The 16,068-nt window shown below is 45.0% G+C and carries 16 protein-coding genes and 1 pseudogene; 8 read left to right on the forward strand and 9 right to left on the reverse strand.

The window, feature by feature from the left end; genetic code table 11:
* Positions 1–216: 216 nt before the first annotated feature.
* Entirely contained in the window at positions 217–1,251 is a 1,035-nt protein-coding gene (locus ASN18_RS00130; protein WP_085050568.1) for an SPM autocatalytic domain-containing protein, read from the reverse strand.
* 150 nt (positions 1,252–1,401) lie between these two features.
* Here ASN18_RS00130 and ruvA point away from each other — a divergent pair, with 150 nt between their 5' ends.
* Genes ruvA through ASN18_RS00150 form a run of 4 tightly spaced genes read left to right on the forward strand, consistent with a single transcriptional unit; the run spans position 1,402 to position 4,179 of the window.
* A complete protein-coding gene (gene ruvA / locus ASN18_RS00135) occupies positions 1,402–1,980 on the forward strand; it encodes a Holliday junction branch migration protein RuvA (protein ID WP_085050569.1) in 579 nt (192 codons plus the stop codon).
* Between the two features lie 4 nt (positions 1,981–1,984).
* A complete protein-coding gene (gene ruvB / locus ASN18_RS00140) occupies positions 1,985–2,995 on the forward strand; it encodes a Holliday junction branch migration DNA helicase RuvB (protein ID WP_085050570.1) in 1,011 nt (336 codons plus the stop codon).
* 1 nt (position 2,996) lies between these two features.
* Positions 2,997–3,566 carry an epoxyqueuosine reductase QueH gene (locus tag ASN18_RS00145; RefSeq protein WP_085050571.1) on the forward strand — a complete coding sequence of 190 codons (570 nt, stop codon included), beginning with the start codon at positions 2,997–2,999 and terminating at the stop codon, positions 3,564–3,566.
* Positions 3,567–3,570: 4 nt separating this feature from the next.
* Positions 3,571–4,179, forward strand: coding sequence for a GDSL-type esterase/lipase family protein (locus tag ASN18_RS00150; RefSeq protein WP_236861392.1), 609 nt, complete (start codon positions 3,571–3,573; stop codon positions 4,177–4,179).
* Here ASN18_RS00150 and ASN18_RS00155 read toward each other — a convergent pair.
* The 6 genes and pseudogenes from ASN18_RS00155 to ASN18_RS00180 all read right to left on the reverse strand — a co-directional run bounded on the left by ASN18_RS00155 (position 4,176) and on the right by ASN18_RS00180 (position 10,774).
* Positions 4,176–4,358 carry a uracil-DNA glycosylase gene (locus ASN18_RS00155; RefSeq protein WP_085050629.1) on the reverse strand — a complete coding sequence of 61 codons (183 nt, stop codon included), beginning with the start codon at positions 4,356–4,358 and terminating at the stop codon, positions 4,176–4,178. The genes ASN18_RS00150 and ASN18_RS00155 overlap by 4 nt on opposite strands.
* A 184-nt stretch (positions 4,359–4,542) precedes the next feature.
* Positions 4,543–4,731, reverse strand: a pseudogene (locus ASN18_RS17865) (helix-turn-helix domain-containing transcriptional regulator); the annotation flags it as partial.
* A gap of 145 nt (positions 4,732–4,876) precedes the next feature.
* Positions 4,877–6,016 (reverse strand): aminotransferase class V-fold PLP-dependent enzyme, encoded by a 1,140-nt coding sequence (locus tag ASN18_RS00165; RefSeq protein WP_085050573.1) that lies wholly within the window; start codon positions 6,014–6,016, stop codon positions 4,877–4,879.
* 2 nt (positions 6,017–6,018) lie between these two features.
* Positions 6,019–6,708 (reverse strand): PBECR3 domain-containing polyvalent protein, encoded by a 690-nt coding sequence (locus ASN18_RS00170; RefSeq protein ID WP_157072735.1) that lies wholly within the window; start codon positions 6,706–6,708, stop codon positions 6,019–6,021.
* A gap of 31 nt (positions 6,709–6,739) precedes the next feature.
* Positions 6,740–8,359, reverse strand: coding sequence for a tetratricopeptide repeat protein (locus ASN18_RS00175; protein WP_157072736.1), 1,620 nt, complete (start codon positions 8,357–8,359; stop codon positions 6,740–6,742).
* Between the two features lie 15 nt (positions 8,360–8,374).
* Complete coding sequence (locus ASN18_RS00180) at positions 8,375–10,774, reverse strand: PAS domain S-box protein (RefSeq protein ID WP_157072737.1); 2,400 nt, start codon at positions 10,772–10,774, stop codon at positions 8,375–8,377.
* Between the two features lie 152 nt (positions 10,775–10,926).
* Here ASN18_RS00180 and ASN18_RS00185 point away from each other — a divergent pair, with 152 nt between their 5' ends.
* Genes ASN18_RS00185 through ASN18_RS00190 form a run of 3 tightly spaced genes read left to right on the forward strand, consistent with a single transcriptional unit; the run spans position 10,927 to position 13,176 of the window.
* Positions 10,927–11,979 carry an Sfum_1244 family protein gene (locus ASN18_RS00185; RefSeq protein WP_337833174.1) on the forward strand — a complete coding sequence of 351 codons (1,053 nt, stop codon included), beginning with the start codon at positions 10,927–10,929 and terminating at the stop codon, positions 11,977–11,979.
* A gap of 52 nt (positions 11,980–12,031) precedes the next feature.
* The gene (locus ASN18_RS16940; RefSeq protein WP_157072738.1) at positions 12,032–12,169 is read left to right on the forward strand and encodes a hypothetical protein; all 138 of its coding nucleotides are present in this window, start codon (positions 12,032–12,034) and stop codon (positions 12,167–12,169) included.
* The gene (locus ASN18_RS00190; protein WP_236861393.1) at positions 12,166–13,176 is read left to right on the forward strand and encodes a sensor domain-containing diguanylate cyclase; all 1,011 of its coding nucleotides are present in this window, start codon (positions 12,166–12,168) and stop codon (positions 13,174–13,176) included. Before ASN18_RS16940 ends, ASN18_RS00190 begins: the two co-directional genes overlap by 4 nt.
* A 3-nt stretch (positions 13,177–13,179) precedes the next feature.
* Here the strand turns inward: ASN18_RS00190 and ASN18_RS00195 are convergent, their stop codons facing one another.
* The gene (locus ASN18_RS00195; protein ID WP_085050579.1) at positions 13,180–14,694 is read right to left on the reverse strand and encodes a glycoside hydrolase family 3 protein; all 1,515 of its coding nucleotides are present in this window, start codon (positions 14,692–14,694) and stop codon (positions 13,180–13,182) included.
* A 266-nt stretch (positions 14,695–14,960) separates the two neighbouring features.
* Here ASN18_RS00195 and ASN18_RS00200 point away from each other — a divergent pair, with 266 nt between their 5' ends.
* Positions 14,961–15,158, forward strand: a complete 198-nt coding sequence (locus ASN18_RS00200) for a hypothetical protein (protein WP_085050580.1) — start codon at positions 14,961–14,963, stop codon at positions 15,156–15,158.
* A 126-nt stretch (positions 15,159–15,284) separates the two neighbouring features.
* On the opposite strand, the gene trpC is transcribed toward ASN18_RS00200, so the two are convergent.
* The gene (gene trpC / locus ASN18_RS00205; protein WP_085050581.1) at positions 15,285–16,067 is read right to left on the reverse strand and encodes an indole-3-glycerol phosphate synthase TrpC; all 783 of its coding nucleotides are present in this window, start codon (positions 16,065–16,067) and stop codon (positions 15,285–15,287) included.
* Position 16,068: the final 1 nt, after the last annotated feature.

The following is a 16,068-nucleotide window of genomic DNA, read 5'->3' on the forward strand; positions in this document are numbered from 1 at the left end:
AACGAACTCCCACATGCTACGTTCGACGGCAAAACTCCTGCCGAGGTGTATAACTCAACAGCAATTATGAAGGCTGCTTAATGAATGGTTACAAAACCCTCATAGAGGGCTATATCTTAAATCCACTAAACAATGGTATTGACATTGGGGTCCACCTTAGTTTCGACTTTTTGGGCTCCTCAAGTAATCCCACATTTCGGGGACAAGATTTATGTGTCATGTGATAAGGTCAATCTGTTGTATCGACCCGACAGCGCCGCTTTCCTTTAAGAACACCCCTGTGCTTCTGATCTGCCCCTGAAGTTTATTAGTCTCGTCTTTGTATGAGAAATTCGTCGGGAGAACTCCCAGGTTAATTGCCCCGATGTCTAATTCCTTCAGTGAGCTGAGTTTATCATCGGCACTGGCGTTCTTTGTCCACACACTTAGGGCATTATAAACTGGGTCATTTTCATCAATCCAGCCACTGTTGTCTGAATCAAACGCTGCCAGTTCAGAAAACCCGTTCCCCGTTGATGGGCCAAAGAGTTCTCTGCCGTTGTTAACTACACCGTCGCCATTTGTATCGAGGGCAAGAAACCCGCTGCCGGAACCGATGAAGCGTATATGCTTGCTTTGACCGTCGCTGTTTAGGTCAAAGGCAACGGTTGGGCCTGTGAGCTGCGCGGCATTACCGGCAAAGTTCACAACAAGCGGGTCTTGTTTAACGCCGTTATCTGCATGAAAGTTTATGTTATTTTGCTGAATGAACTCACTGCTTAATGAAAGATTCATGGAGAATTTTATTTCCTTGCCGTCCGCTGTTTTAATTACACCAGAGGCGCTATATGCCAAATTCTGTTGTTCGACATAGGTCTCAGTTGAGCTGTATGAGACATCAACAGATGGTTCTGGCGGGGCAGCGTTTTGCCCAACACTTATGTTTTGTGAGTCTATAATACCCTTAATCGATTTAATGTCAATTTTCCTGCCGGTTAATTTCTCTAAAATAAGTTTAATAATCAGTGTCTTCATATCGCCCGTTAATAAGATGTCCTCGTCATCGGAATCTTCGGACTGAGATTTATGGGCATTCATTGCCTGTTCACTTATAGCAACTGAATCCCTTGAGGGTATGGTGATAGATGCAGCTCCAGTTACCGGCGCCCTCCTGCCGGTCCCAACACGAATGGAAAGGTTCTCGGTTTTTTCATACGACTGTGTCTGTTTGTACGCAGATGACATGTTGATATTAGATTGTTCTACTATCATAGTTTTATCCCTTAAGTTATACGACAAGTTATACGACGTTTCTAAAGATTTTACCAGTGCTGCTTGATTATACTATCGGCATAATGCCGGTCAAACTTTAATTCGCTGTTATAGCAATTAATCTATAGATTGCTGTATTATAGAACTCCGATGATTGGATCACTCAGAGGAACGGTTTCGCGTAAGAAATCCGATATGGTTTTGATTGAGGTAAACGGTGTTGGTTACGAAGTACATGTACCCATAAGTGTACTTACCAGCTTACCCACCGAGGGCCAGGGTGTGTTTCTGTACATCTATACACATGTGCGCGAGGATATACTACAGCTCTACGGCTTTCTTAAAGAGGAGGAAAGATTTATCTTTATGAAGGTTCTGTCAGTCAGCGGTGTTGGGCCAAAGATAGCCCTCGCAGCGCTCTCAGGTCTTTCGGCTGAAAAATTCGCCTCTGCCGTAAATTCCAATGACATTGATACGCTTACGGCAATCCCTGGAATCGGCAAGAAAACCGCCTCACGCATCGTCCTTGAACTCAAAGAGAAACTCCCTGTTTCAACCACTACGTTTGCTAACACAGATTACGAGGATGCCATGTCTGCCCTGCTCAATCTTGGATACAAGAGGACAGATGTCATTCATGTCCTCGATCAGCTTAACAAGAAAGGTGTTCGTGACATTGAGTCACTCTTAAAGGAATCCTTAAAATATTTGTCCAAGACCGAGCAGTAATCCAATGAAAGAAGAACGAACAATTCAATCACAAACACTCTCTGAAGACGGTCAGAGTGACTACACACTCAGACCGGGGTCGTTTCAGGAATTCATTGGGCAGACGAGGATTAAGGAAAACCTGTGCATATTTATAGAGGCCGCAAGACGACGCGGTGAACCCCTTGATCATGTCCTGTTTTGCGGCCCTCCTGGGCTTGGTAAGACCACAATTGCAAATATCATAGCCAACGAACTCAAGGTAAATATAAAGACAACCTCCGGGCCGGTGCTTGAGCGTGCCGGTGATCTTGCGGCCATTTTAACAAACCTCTCGGACAATGATATTCTTTTCATTGACGAGATACATCGCCTGCCCCGGATTGTTGAGGAGATAATGTACCCAGCCATGGAGGATTTTAAACTAGACATTCTTATTGGGCAGGGACCAAGCGCAAGGACGCTCAAACTAAATCTGCCGAGGTTTACACTAATCGGGGCAACCACAAGAACGGGGCTCCTAACCTCCCCTCTCAGGGACAGATTTGGCGTCATAAACAGGCTTGAGTACTACGGTCATCAAGACCTTGTTGTGATAATCAACCGTTCGGCATCGATTATTGACATAGAGATTACTGATGAGGCGTCGTTGGAGATTGCCAGACGTTCACGCGGTACACCAAGAATCGCAAACAGGCTGCTAAAGCGCGTCCGTGACTTTGCACAGGTAAAAAACAACGGCGTCGTAGACCTGAACATAGCCAAAGTTGCCCTTTCATCATTAAATATCGACAAGCTGGGACTTGACGACATGGACAGAAAGGTTCTTCTTACGATAATAGAAAAATTCAGCGGCGGCCCGGTCGGGGTAGAAACGATATCAGCCTCAGTGAGCGAGGACAAGGACACGATAGAAGACGTATATGAACCATATCTGCTTCAGGAGGGCCTGCTTGAGCGAACCCCACGGGGAAGGCTTGCAACCCCGTTTGCCTATGAACACCTGGGCAAGACCGCCCCTCGGAGGTTGTTTTAAAGTGAAAGCACTGCTTCATATATGCTGCGCTAACTGTGCAGTATTCCCGCTTGATGTGTTGAAAAAAAGGGGCATTGACGTAACCGGTTTCTGGTATAACCCTAACATTCATCCACTTACTGAGTACGCCCTGCGCCTGGATGCCGTAAAGCAGCTTGTCTCTCAGAATCCAGTTGAAATTCTCTACGACAATTATTACGGACTTGCTGACTTTATCGAAATCGCTGGATTAAAAGGAAAAGACAGGTGTGCTGCCTGCTACAAGATGAGGCTTACACAAACTGCTCAAAAGGCAAAAGAACTGGGCTATGATGCATTTTCAACCACCCTACTCTACAGCATTTATCAGAAATATGAAACCATTGTTGACACAGCGTCTGAACTTGCCAACAGGTATTCAATCGAATTCTATGAAGAGGATTTCAGAAAGGGCTGGCATGACGGCATTGCGATGTCAAAAAAACTATCCCTCTACAGACAAAAATACTGCGGCTGCATATACTCAGAAATGGAGCGCTATGCGGGCAAGATGCAAAAGTCCATTGCCGGATTTCATATCGCTAAATGTTAAGATTATGTTTAAACAGGCTGTTATAGCGTTTTTTATTATAATCATAATGGGTGTGGCATCGGGGTCATCCAATGAGAAAATAGTTTTTCTTGGTGACAGTCTGACGGCCTATGCCGATTGGAACGAGTTATTTCCCAGTGACAACATAATAAACCGGGGTATCAGCGGCAACACAACTCAGGATATTTACAACCGGCTTGGGGCTGTAATTAAGGATGCCCCGAAAAAGATATTTATCATGGTTGGCATAAACGACATTATAAGAGGAAAATCTGTTGACGACTTAACCCTGACCTATAATAAAATATTAAAAGTTCTGATAAACAGGCTCCCCAATGCCGATATTTATGTCATAAGCGTATTACCGGTAAATTTTAGTGGGGATTTATATAATTTATACGTTAATACAACTGTAATTGCTGCGAATGAAAGGATAAAACAATCGGTCAAAAAACATACTAAAAAGGATAAAGTAAAATTTCTGGACATATACGGGACATTCACAAAAAGCGGCACATCGGGGTTAATCCCGATGTATACGTATGATGGCATACATCTGACACATCAGGGATATTTAAACTGGAAACAGCAAATTCGGCCATATGTGAATTAACCACCCTTGCCGCCTGACTTTTCTTTAAAACTCTGGCAAGATTTCCCCGATGCGTTAAAGACCTCCTGTGAGGGCATTACCTTACTCTTAAAGCCCATAAACCTGCAGCCATAGGGAAAACGCCCGTCCCATGTGACAAAAAAATGGCTGCATTTAAAGCAGTCTATCCTGTTTGCCATAGTTAATGCCAGCATTGAGCATGGTGTCGGCATTCATAAATAGTCACCGGGCATTTTCGAGAAAGCGCATTGCCTTCTGCATCTGTCCCTTTGCCTTAGAAGTGAACAACCATAGAGCAGACCATCCACTCGCGAAAAATAATATCACAATGTGATTCTTATTTGCAATGACACTCCCCCTCTTTCATCGATTCTTAACTTCAACAGCAAATTTCAAACCTATACAGTCAAGAAGCGACGAGATGCTTGAAAGTTTTGGATTTCCCCTTTCCGAGAGCATCCTGTACATGCTCTCCCTGCTTAGGTGTGCCTTTCTCGACACGTTTACGAATCCTCTGGCATCGGCGATATTGCGAAGGGCCAGTAAAAACGCTTCTTTAGAATTTTCCTATAGAGCGGCGTTGAGATACGCCACTGCCTCTTCAGGATCATTTAAGGATTCAAGTAAAGTGTCCTTGTAGTTAACTGTCCTTCTTGCCATTACTCCCTCCTATAATCACATGTAGCACTTCTTTCACCTATTGTGCTTTATCTATAATATAAAATGTCCTGTCAATATCTTCGTGATTATTAAAGGCATGTGCCGAGATTCTCAGGTATTGCTGCCCGCCACGCAGCGAACAGATGATGTTGTTAGACAGCAGGTTTTTCATAATCAGCACAGGGTCACCCGATGACGGCTTAAACGTCACAATCCCTGCCCTGGCCTTTGGGTCGGATGGGGTCAGGAGTTCCCAGCCGCGTCTGTGTACCTCATGTATCGCATATGATGACAGCTCGATAACCCGCCTTTCAATTCTATCCATCCCAAAGCTCAGGAGCATTTTAAGGGCGGCATTAAAGGCCATTATCCCAAGCAGCATCGGGCTTCCATCGAGATATTTGTCAGCATTTGGCGCATAGTCCTGGTCAAAATCCTCGAAATCAAAAGGTTTTTTTACGCCAAACCAGCCTTTACACGCTGGCTCGATTATCTGAAGCGCCCTCTCTGACATCCACACAAGCCCAACTCCCTCAGGGCCGCACATCCACTTATGCCCATCAGCGCTTAACCAGTCGATGTTCATAGCTTCGGCGTCCATTGCCGCAGCCCCAATCCCCTGAATCCCGTCAACCACTAAGTACATATTGTTTTCACGGCAAAATTCACCAAGTTGTGCGATAGCTGCCTTCTGACCAGACAGATAGGAAACCCAGCTTATGGCGATGACTTTCGTGTGTTTATCACACATTTTTATATAATCATCAAGTGACACTTTATATTTATATGACTTCACAATCTTTACATCGACACCATTTTTCCTCTGCAGAGACAGCCACGTCAGCCGGTTTGCAGGAAACTCACTATCGGCTATCACAACGCCGTCGCCTTTTTGCCACGGGTAGCCTAAGATAAACGTCTGAATGCCGTGAGTCGTGTTTCTTGAGAGAAACACCCGCTCAGGTGAGCCGGAGACTATGGCTGCGGCATTGTTCTTTGCCTCGGTGAGGATAGTGTTGTAGTCATAGCTTACACACTGCCCAAGCTCAGTCCATTCGGTGACGGCGTCTCTGACTGGGTCTGACACCATCTCAACCCCTGCAGAATTTAAAAATACGCACCGGTTGAGACCCTTAAACATTGTCCTGAATTGTTCGTACCATGCCTGTTCAGACATCTTTATATATCCTCCTTATTTTTGGAATTTAAAATATAATCTGTCTGCCCGGCCAATGTCGCCATCTTGACAGTTTCGCCAGGGTTTGATAAAATATCATTAGTAGAAGGTGAGGGAAAGCGGAGCGTTTCGGACGTGGCAGAGCAGGACTCCTGCAAAGGAGGTGCATCGCTCGCCGTGGACTTCACCTTCCACATGCTTACTGTATTTATCTCTTTATGCTTTTCTCTTACCTCTTCCACATAGTAAATGAACCCATTAATCTTCTTTCTATATAAGATACCATCTCTGCCAACGTCCGTTTTGTCTACGAGAGAGATTTTATCAGCAGCATTAACTATTTCAGGGATTCTTGAAATGTCATCTTTTGTTATACCTATCTGTCCTTTTGCTTCTTCTTTTTTTGCATCCCCATGCCTCCTTAAAATATGTCTTATTGAGTAATTATCAATTGCCCTGCTGTACTCGGCAACATTGAGACCTGTCTGTTCTTTAATCCTGTTGATTTGGTGTTCACTTAATGGATATGTTATTTTGTAAAGTTTGTTGTCGGGGTTATCTAATGTTTTATTATAAACGGTTTCAAAGCCTTCCTGATATGTCATCACAGTTGGTTTGTTGTTCTTGTTATTACCCGTTATGAGATTTACATGTTCTGGATAGTCTATGACTGTAGGCGTTGTCCTTAACATAGCAGTTCCGGGCGGTTTGGTGTGTTCATAATTAATTGCCTGCTGCCAGTTGCTCAAGGAGTTTGAGGTTGCGTGCGGCGTCTTCTGAGTCAAGGGTAAGCGCCCTCTTAAAATATCCGGCGGCCTCGTTCAACCGTCCCATGTTCATCAGGGCAACACCGGCGCCGTTATATGCCTCGGACATTGTGGGGGCTGCTGTTATTGCCCTTAGAAATACTTCATGTGACTCTTTAAGTTTGTCCTGCCGTAACATCACTAAGCCCAGGTGCAGGAGCGCCTCGGGGTAATCTGGTTTTATTGTGACTGCCATTTTCAGCGACGATTCGGCCTCGCCAAGCCGCTGTGCATTATGCAGCGCATAGCCCAGACTGTAGTAGGCGAAATAGCTGTCCTTTGCCGTGTCCACTGCCCTTGTAAACAGTGTGACGCTGTTGCGCCAATATTTTAACTGCTTATTCGTAATGATAACAGACATGAGTATGGCGGCAGCAGCGGTAATCGCGGTAATTCGTCTTAGTGTGCCGGATGACAATGCCCCTGCTGGTACAGCCATTGACACTATAATAAACAATCCAACATAGGGCATATACGAATATCTGTCTGCCATGTAGGATATTCCCACCTTTACCGCCCCAATCGTGGGCAAAAGCGTACATATATACCAAAACCAGCCTGTAAAAAACCATGGTCTGTGCCTCATTTGCACAATTGCAAATACCGTAACACCAACTACAACAATAACCGCCCCGAAGACCTGCCACGCAGGATAGTCCGTTGGATGGCGGTACATTATGCCAAGCCCTGCCGGGTAAAACAGCCTTATTATATATTTAACATAGGAGACGACGACATTTTCCACTCGTAGTTTCAACGCCAATGTCGATAGTGTGGCAACTGAACCACCCGCCTTTTGCACATAAATAGTGATAACGCTTGCCAGCGCAGACAGCGCTACGAAGGGAAGCTTCTCTATTAACAATGAAGCGGCCAATGAAGTGGCAGGACGGGTAGTGTCAAAGCGGCCAAGCGGCCAGTAATCCAATAAAAGCAGCACCAAGGGCAGCGTTACAATGACCTGCTTTGACATCAGCCCGAGGACAAAACAACAAAGCACCACAGCGTATCTGCCCGGCGCTGGCCGCCTCACGTAAAACACATAGGCACACATGGCTGAAATCCAGAAGAAGGCGCTAAGCACATCCTTGCGCTCCGCCACCCATGCAACCGACTCCACGTGCATTGGATGAAATGCAAAGAGCGCCGCGATAAAAAAACTCCTCCACAGGGCGCCTGTGACCGACGAAAAAAATAGAAACAATAATGAGGCATTCATGGCGTGAAAGGTAATGTTTGTAAGATGATGTCCACCCGGCCATAAGCCGAAAATCCATACGTCAAGCATGTGCGATGCCCATGTCACAGGAAACCAATTGCTGTACTGAGTTGATGTTACTGCCCACCCTAAATTACTTGTCGAAATCCCGCTTCGCACGTATGGATTTTCAAGTATATACTGATTGTCGTCATAAAACAGAAAGTCAAAGTCCTTGACTTGCAGGAATACTGAGAATATCGCACTGAACAGAATCAGGCAAATGACGATTTGAGTTCTAAGAAGTGGTTTACAGGATGGACTAAGGGTGGCGCTCATAATCCAGAGTCTATATTAAGCTTTGATATTGACGGCATTATTTAATTTGTTGGTATTCGCTTTAGTGTCGTATTTGTTTTGCCGTGGTGACTGATTGTATTTGGGGGAATCTTTGAATGTGAAGCCCTTTTCTTTGAAGAGTCTCAGGCAGGCATCTACAACGTAAATGTCGTAGAGAATCCCTTTGTTTGAGACTATCTCCTCTAGTGCGATATCCATGCCAAGCGATGGGCGATAGGGCCTGTGAGAAGACATGGCTTCAACAATATCAGCAACACAGATGATCCTGGCTTCTATAAGAATCTCTTCCCCCTTGAGCCCTTGCGGGTAGCCGGAGCCGTCTAACTTTTCATGGTGCTGGAGGACTATTTTATCGATAGGCCAGGGGAATTCCACGGTGCTTAGTATCTCATATCCTACAAAGGAATGGTTTTTAATCAGCATGAATTCGCTCTCGTGCAGTTTGCCAGGCTTGCTGAGAATTTCAGAGGGCACCCATATCTTCCCCACATCATGAATGGCACCGGCCATTCGTATCCCTTCTATTTGATGGTGTGAAAGCCCCATCTCAATTGCTATTGCCCTTGAAAGGTCTGCTACCCTGTTTTGATGACCGGCTGTATATGGGTCTTTTGCCTCAAGTGCCATTGAGAGGGTTTGGATCACACCGCCAAGCGCCTTTCTCAGGTTTTCAAAACTCTCGGCAAGGGTTTCCTCCGCCTGTTTGCGCTTAGTTATGTCAACCAAAACTGCTGTGAAGTATATACCTGTGCTTGCCTTCCACCTGGCTACAGAGAATTCGATAGGGAATTCAGAGCCGTCTTTTCTGAGTCCAAAGAGTTCTATCATCTCCCCGATGACACGGGCTTCTCCAGTTTTCAGTACCCTGTCCATCCCTTCGATATGCCCCTTTCGAAACCTCTCCGGTATTATTTTAGCTACAGGTGCGCTTCTGATTTCATCGAACGTATAACCGAACATGTTTTCAGCGGCCTTGTTCCAGAAGGTTATATTGCCGCTGCTGTTTATGGTAATGATTGCGTTTTTTGTCGATTCCACGACTGAACGGAAATGCTCTTCACGCTCTCTGATTTCAGCGTTTCTCTGGTTACGCACAATAACGCCGGAGATTGTATTTGCGATTGCGCTCAAAAACTCCTCTTCTTCAGAAGACCTCTTGTGGCCTTCAGTAATATACATGTTAAAGACGCCGAGGACTTTATTGTTATGTACAATGGGGATGCAGTAGTGCCCGTGAGGGGCCATAGTGTCATACCTTATTGTATGTCTTTCATCGACCGTTTCGGCATGGATTATCTCACCGGTTGAGGCGGCCAGCCCACAAAGGCACCTGCCAAATGGGATCACATCACAGATTGTTAACAGGGGTTCACTATAATTGTGATGGGCACACAACACGAGTGTATGCGTTGTATCATCTACAAGATGTATCGACCCCTTGGATTGAAATGAAAACCTTGGAATGGACAATACCAGCTCAAGTACCTGCTGTAAGACATCCTTAAGCGGGATAGGTTCAATAGATATCTGTAGGATGGAATTAATAGTACCCTGAATCTGATAGTGGCGTACGATTTTTCCCTCAGCCTCTTTTTGCCATGTGATGTCTTCGATTACCTCAAGGAAATGACTGATGGATTTGTCTTTATCGAAAAGGGGTATCGTTGTTAGCTTAAGAAAGTTCTTCCCCATCGGCCTTTCAACAGCAGTAGGCTCTCCGGTCATTAAAGACTCGGCAACCTTGCAAAAGCTGCATACCTTTTCCATGCCGCCTTTGGCGTTGTCGGCTGCGTACTCCCCTACGGTCTCGTAACAGGGTTTTCCAACGATGTCTTTAGGTTGGAATCCTGTAATATTGTATAGAAAGCGGTTCATTTTTATAATATTAAATTCGCAATCCAAATAGGCGATGCCGAATGGTGCATTTTCAAAGATGGCCTCAAAGTCATCGAGAAGCTGTAAGTGCTTTTCTTCGACTGACTTTCGTTCTGACAATTCCTTTAAGAGCGAATGCTGTGTACGTTGCAAGTTTATGGAACTATCTATTACTCCAATTAATTCATACAGGCTGAAGGGTTTATGCAGGAAAGACATGATGCCATTTTTGAAACACTTCTCGAAATCGACATCCCCCGCATGACCAGTTACGGCAATTATGGAACAGGGGAAAGAGAACTGTTCTCTGAATTTATCAAGAAATTCAAGCCCATTCATTACGGGCATTTTCAGGTCGAGCAATATAACGGAGGGCTGTACAGAGGTGCATACCAAAAGCCCCTCCTCGCCGTTAAAGGCATGATGCACATCATAGCCTTTCTTGCCAAGATGTTTGCTTATAACATCGTGTACTACCTGCTCATCGTCTATGACTAGAATTCTGTACTTGGTCTCCAACACCCACTCCCGCAATGTCTGCCGCTCCTCTATGCTTGGCGCACCTGCAACAACCCGTAGTTATATACTATTAATAACGGGGTGATTTTGTCAAACGTTCATCCTCCAAATTCCGTTTGCATTTTAGGGCTGTATATATTTATTCTATACCAGTGGGATTAGATGAGTTACGAAGACAGATAAAGCATAACTGCGATATATCTGATGCCAGATTCTGGGGGTATTACTCTATTTGTGGAATGCTCATGAGGATTCGCCAGTTGTACAGACAGGAACATGCCCTTATGCCCTGGGACAGCATACCAAATGACCTCATATTACCCTGGATTTCAGAACAGGAGGCAAAGTGGGAGCAGCTGGAGGACGAGCAATTTGGGAATATCTCAATAGACGGTATCGAATTGCCACCGTTTGAAGTTGAAAAAATAAACTCCATACTCACACCAAACGGCCTTTTATACGGGGCTGGCTTCGGTATGCACAGGAAACCAACGTTTTTTCTGGGGAAATTATTACATATTGCCACGATTGACGGCTGTACCGCTTATTATATTGATGGCGAGCTCGAACGAGACCTGTTTGCATCCCCGGCAATGCTTCAGGGAAATAACATCTACATCAGGCTGCAACCGCTCTACGATTTCGTTTACGATAAAATCTCCACACTTCAGGGGCGAAGGCATGATTCCATTATTGCAGATACCTTCGGAGACATCAGACTAAAAAACCCCAATACAGATAACTTTCGTAAACGCTTTGAGGCCCTGTCCCTCAACGTATCCCAAATATTGCTCCTTCACGAGGCAGCCGAGTATGCCGAAGACAGTAGTAAGTGGCTTGAACTTCTTGGCGGCATAACTGACAGATTCGTTGAAATTTACCTCCGAGCAGCTAAAGACCTGCTGGCCGATACATCCATCAATGGTCCTCTCAGACACATCATAGACACACAAGATAAGACGCTGCTGGCCTTTTACACTATCTTATTAGACAATGTTAGAAAGGAGGTATTCCCGGAAATTTCAACCGCCTACGAAAAGTTCGCAAGCGGCAGCTCTGACTGGCAATCCATAGAACAGGCGCGCACCACTGGCTACAGTCGTGCAATGCAATTTAGACAGGAGATACTTACTCTATGGGAGAACCAGCACAGCATCGGTGAAATCAACTCCTACATCAAACAATTTATAAAGAACATTTTATAAAGAACATCATGGGGTGCTTGACTTGATACAAGAATTATGATTAAATACTAACATGGATAGAGTAAATTTACAGGAGAGAATAGCAGCCGCTATCGGGCAGTATGATAACGACACCGTAGACAAATCAACAATAGAACAGGAATCCCCCATATCCCCAAACTCATGGAAGACAACAGAAGACAGCAGATGAAAGATGAAAACAAAAAGAAGGCAGCACTAATCGACGAACTCAAACTGGTGAGGCGCAAGGCAGCAGCGCTTGAAGAGTCACTGCAGGAGTGCATAAACTGTGAGGCAAACCTCCGGGAGAGCGAGAAAAGATTCCAAATCATGGCCAACTCAGCGCCAGTGTTTATCTGGATGGCAAGCGTTGACGGCAGCCGATGGTTTTTTAATAAGGTCTGGCTTGATTACACCGGCAGGACTTTAGATGAAGAGAAAGACGACAACTGGATGGACAACATCCATCCGGATGACATAGAGGGTTTTCGGGAGTCCTATGCCATGGCAATCGGCATTCAAAAACCGTTTAAACTCGACTACAGGCTGAGGCGCAACGACGGCGTCTACAGGTGGGTACTCGATACCGGTACCCCGCGATTCACCCATGAAGGTATGTTTGCCGGATTCATCGGCTCCTGTGTCGGCATATCAGAAAGAAAAGAGGCAGAGGAACAGCTTCAGCACATAGCACATTTCGACCTTTTAACTGACCTGCCCAACAGGTTTCTCTTTTTCGACCGCATGAACCAGGCCATAGAGCAGGCAAAACGCTATAGTCACAGCATTGCCCTGTTGTTTTTAGACCTGAACCGGTTTAAATCGGTAAACGACACACTTGGACATCACGCCGGTGACATACTGCTTAAGGAAACCGCTAAAAGACTCACCAACTGTGTGCGGCACGTAGATACAGTTGCACGAATGGGCGGCGACGAGTTCAACATTATCCTGTCAAAAGTACACGAACGCTCAGACGTCCAATCAGTGGCCGAAAAGATAATAGATACCATATCAGTACCATTTTATATAGAAGGTATGGAGTGTTCAATCGGTGTGAGCATCGGCATAAGCATGTACCCTATGGACTCATCAGAAACAGCTACTCTGATTCAACATGCTGATTTAGCAATGTACAAGGCAAAGGCAACGGGTGAGAGTTCCTACTATTTTAGCTGCGATAATCAAAGAGGCTAATAATTAATCAGGCAGCACAACCGGAAGTCTGCCCTCGTATTGGAGCTGGCCTTTAAGACATTTTAAGACGGCAGTTGAGGCCTGTTTGGATGCCTCATATGCCGCTATCATAAAACCAGACTCCTTAAATTGACTCAACAGATATGGACTGCCAAAGGATATGACGGCAGAGCGCCCTGCCCTTTCTATAAACGTCTTGATTGTATCTATCTCTGGCTGCGGGATGCCTGAGCTTCCCCGCCACGCTGAAATATTTGTATATATTGCTACTAATAGTGTCAACCCGCTAATATCTCCCGTAATATCTCCTGAGATACCTCTTGCTGACAGACTCATATGATTCGTAAAATATTGCGTAAGGCAGGAGCTGCCGTGAAATTTCGACTCACCAGCCTCTATAAGAAGCGTCTTCGACGGCTCAGGAATAAATGGAGACTTACTACCGGGCACAAGGGTAATAGATTTCTCTGTGATACGGGTTGATATGGCTGAATGGTCGTGCATGTCATTTAAGAGTGTAAGGGGTAATAGTGTAAGGGGGCGGTGTTTTGCCTTGAGTATCCTTTGGTAAGAGGCGGTAACTCTGTCACTGTCAAGTCTGCCGCGGCTGAGGCATTTAATAAGTCCCTCGACAGTCTCCACGGCGTCAAAAGGGTGAAGCAGTATATCTGCCCCCGCATTCAGACACTTGGCCTCAACGTCTTCAATGTCCTTAAGGGCGTCCATATTAAGGGCGTCCGTAAGGATTAAGCCGTCAAAAGAGAGCTCGTCTCTCAGTATGCCTGAGAGGATTGTTTTAGATAGACTGGCAGGTGCCCCGTCAATCGCGGGAATTGCAATGTGCGCGGCCATAATGCTTGAGACACCTGCATTAATAGCCTCAGCAAATGGCACAAAATCTGATTCTCTGAGCTGCACCCCTGTTTTGCCAATTACCGGCAGGGCTATGTGCGAATCTATCTCAGTATCCCCATGACCCGGGAAGTGCTTGGCGCAGCTTATAAGCCCGGCAGCCTCCAATGTCTCTATGTACACCTTTCCAAACCATGCCACCGCGGCAGGGTCGCAGGAAAATGCCCGTGTGCAAATTATTGGATTTAATGGGTTTGTGTTTACATCCAGAACCGGTGTCAGCAGCATATTAATTCCGATGTCTAAGGATTCCTGTGCGATGGCTGATATTGCAGCCTTGTACAGTGTGACATCATCCGGCGCATCCATATTTATAGCAGCTGCCATGGCCATTTGGCATGGGAAATGTGTAGCCCCCTCGATTTGCTGCCCAACGCCGCGCTCTATGTCGGATGCGATAAAAAGCCGTTGTTCGGACATCCCCTGCAGCTCCTTAATAAAGGCCTTAATATCCTCCTTAACACCGCCAAATATGATAAATCCGCCAATTCCATTTTTTACCAGTTCAACAATTGTGCGGCAGTAAGACGCAGAGCTTATGCTGTGCCCGTCAAGTCTGTTAACAATCAGTTGATACAATGCCCTGTGATGTGTGGCAGTCTGCATAGTGTGGAAGTTTATCAAAAAACACGCGGCAGTTACAACATTTTTTCCGTGATGGGAAAGATTTTCCTTGTAAAAGGGGAATTTTTACATATATGCAACTGTGTTGCGTTGGCAATTATAAGAACGTGCTATATAAAATGAGTAAAACGCGGCAGCAATTTAGTTGCCAGCATTCTGGCACACTTATTGCAAAGAATAATAGCGGTTGAGCTTGGTTTAGATATGCTAAACACCAGCCAAACATATATAGCTTAAGGAGGTGTACGTTGAACGCAAAAGAGGTAGTGGTGATGAAAGGCTCTCGTCCACTAGATTTATTAGACGAAGACGAGCAAATGTCTACTATAATACAAGCACTTAGAAAGCATGGCAAGGTTGATTTACCTATGAATGCTCAGTTTGAAGAAAAAATTAAAGCAATCAGACAGTCTGCAAACGAAATAAAGCTGCCCTACTACACATAGAACTACTGCCATAATATCCCCCCCCATGGCTGCCAAAAAACTGACAAGGTTTCTTTTGGCAGCCCTCCTCATTTTAGGCTCACTCTAAGTATTTGCTAAAAAATTAAGAGTAATGCAGCGGCAGACTTATTGTAAAAGTAAATGAATCTGACCGGCTATATCACCAGATTTCATAAGCGATGTACCAACAAGAATGGCATCGACTCCGGCATCCTGAAGCATTTTGACCTGCTCGCGTGACTTAATCCCGCTTTCGCTTACCACTATTTTAGTGTCGGGGATTTCTTTTATCAGGGTCAAAGTCGTATTGACATCTATTGTCATATTGGTCAAATCACGGTTGTTTATGCCGATAATTTTACAATCGAGCGATAGTGCCATATCTAATTCACTGCGGTTATGTACCTCAAAAAGCACGTGTAAAGAACACTCGGCAGCAATACTCATCAGTCTGTAAGCCTGTTCCTTAGTCAAAGCGGCGGCAATCAACAGGACGGCGTCGGCCTTAAACAGTCTGGATTCGTAGATTTGATATTCGTCAAAGATAAAATCCTTTCTCAGGACAGGGCAGGTGAGAAATTCCTTTGCCGCTTCGATATATGACAAACGGCCTTTAAAAAAATCTTCCTCCGTCAGAATGGAAACTGCGTTGACCCTGCATTGCTCATATGTATGGGCTATGTCTTTTAAATTAAAATTGTGGCGAATAATGCCTTCAGACGGTGAGGCGTGTTTGATTTCTGCGATTAATTTTATAGGCTCAGTTGTTGAACGCCTGACAGATGATTCAAAATCAATTGCTGTGGAGATATTAGCAACTGCCTTTTTAATCTCAGTAAGCGATAATATATTTTTCTGCTCAATCAGCCGTTGTGTTTTCTTTTCAATTATTTTATCAAGTATAGTCATC

Source organism: Candidatus Magnetominusculus xianensis (assembly GCA_001541255.1).
Classification (GTDB): domain Bacteria; phylum Nitrospirota; class Thermodesulfovibrionia; order Thermodesulfovibrionales; family Magnetobacteriaceae; genus Magnetominusculus; species Magnetominusculus xianensis.

Excerpts from the sequence above, each read along its gene's own strand:
- ASN18_RS00130 (WP_085050568.1), bottom strand. The coding sequence starts at position 1,251 with ATGATAGTAGAACAATCTAATATCAACATGTCATCTGCGTACAAACAG.
- ruvA (WP_085050569.1), top strand. The coding sequence starts at position 1,402 with ATGATTGGATCACTCAGAGGAACGGTTTCGCGTAAGAAATCCGATATG.
- ruvB (WP_085050570.1), top strand. The coding sequence starts at position 1,985 with ATGAAAGAAGAACGAACAATTCAATCACAAACACTCTCTGAAGACGGT.
- ASN18_RS00150 (WP_236861392.1), top strand. The coding sequence starts at position 3,571 with ATGTTTAAACAGGCTGTTATAGCGTTTTTTATTATAATCATAATGGGT.
- ASN18_RS00155 (WP_085050629.1), bottom strand. The coding sequence starts at position 4,358 with ATGGCAAACAGGATAGACTGCTTTAAATGCAGCCATTTTTTTGTCACA.
- ASN18_RS00165 (WP_085050573.1), bottom strand. The coding sequence starts at position 6,016 with ATGTCTGAACAGGCATGGTACGAACAATTCAGGACAATGTTTAAGGGT.
- ASN18_RS00170 (WP_157072735.1), bottom strand. The coding sequence starts at position 6,708 with ATGTTAAGGACAACGCCTACAGTCATAGACTATCCAGAACATGTAAAT.
- ASN18_RS00175 (WP_157072736.1), bottom strand. The coding sequence starts at position 8,359 with ATGAGCGCCACCCTTAGTCCATCCTGTAAACCACTTCTTAGAACTCAA.
- ASN18_RS16940 (WP_157072738.1), top strand. The coding sequence starts at position 12,032 with ATGGATAGAGTAAATTTACAGGAGAGAATAGCAGCCGCTATCGGGCAG.
- ASN18_RS00190 (WP_236861393.1), top strand. The coding sequence starts at position 12,166 with ATGAAAGATGAAAACAAAAAGAAGGCAGCACTAATCGACGAACTCAAA.
- ASN18_RS00195 (WP_085050579.1), bottom strand. The coding sequence starts at position 14,694 with ATGCAGACTGCCACACATCACAGGGCATTGTATCAACTGATTGTTAAC.
- trpC (WP_085050581.1), bottom strand. The coding sequence starts at position 16,067 with ATGACTATACTTGATAAAATAATTGAAAAGAAAACACAACGGCTGATT.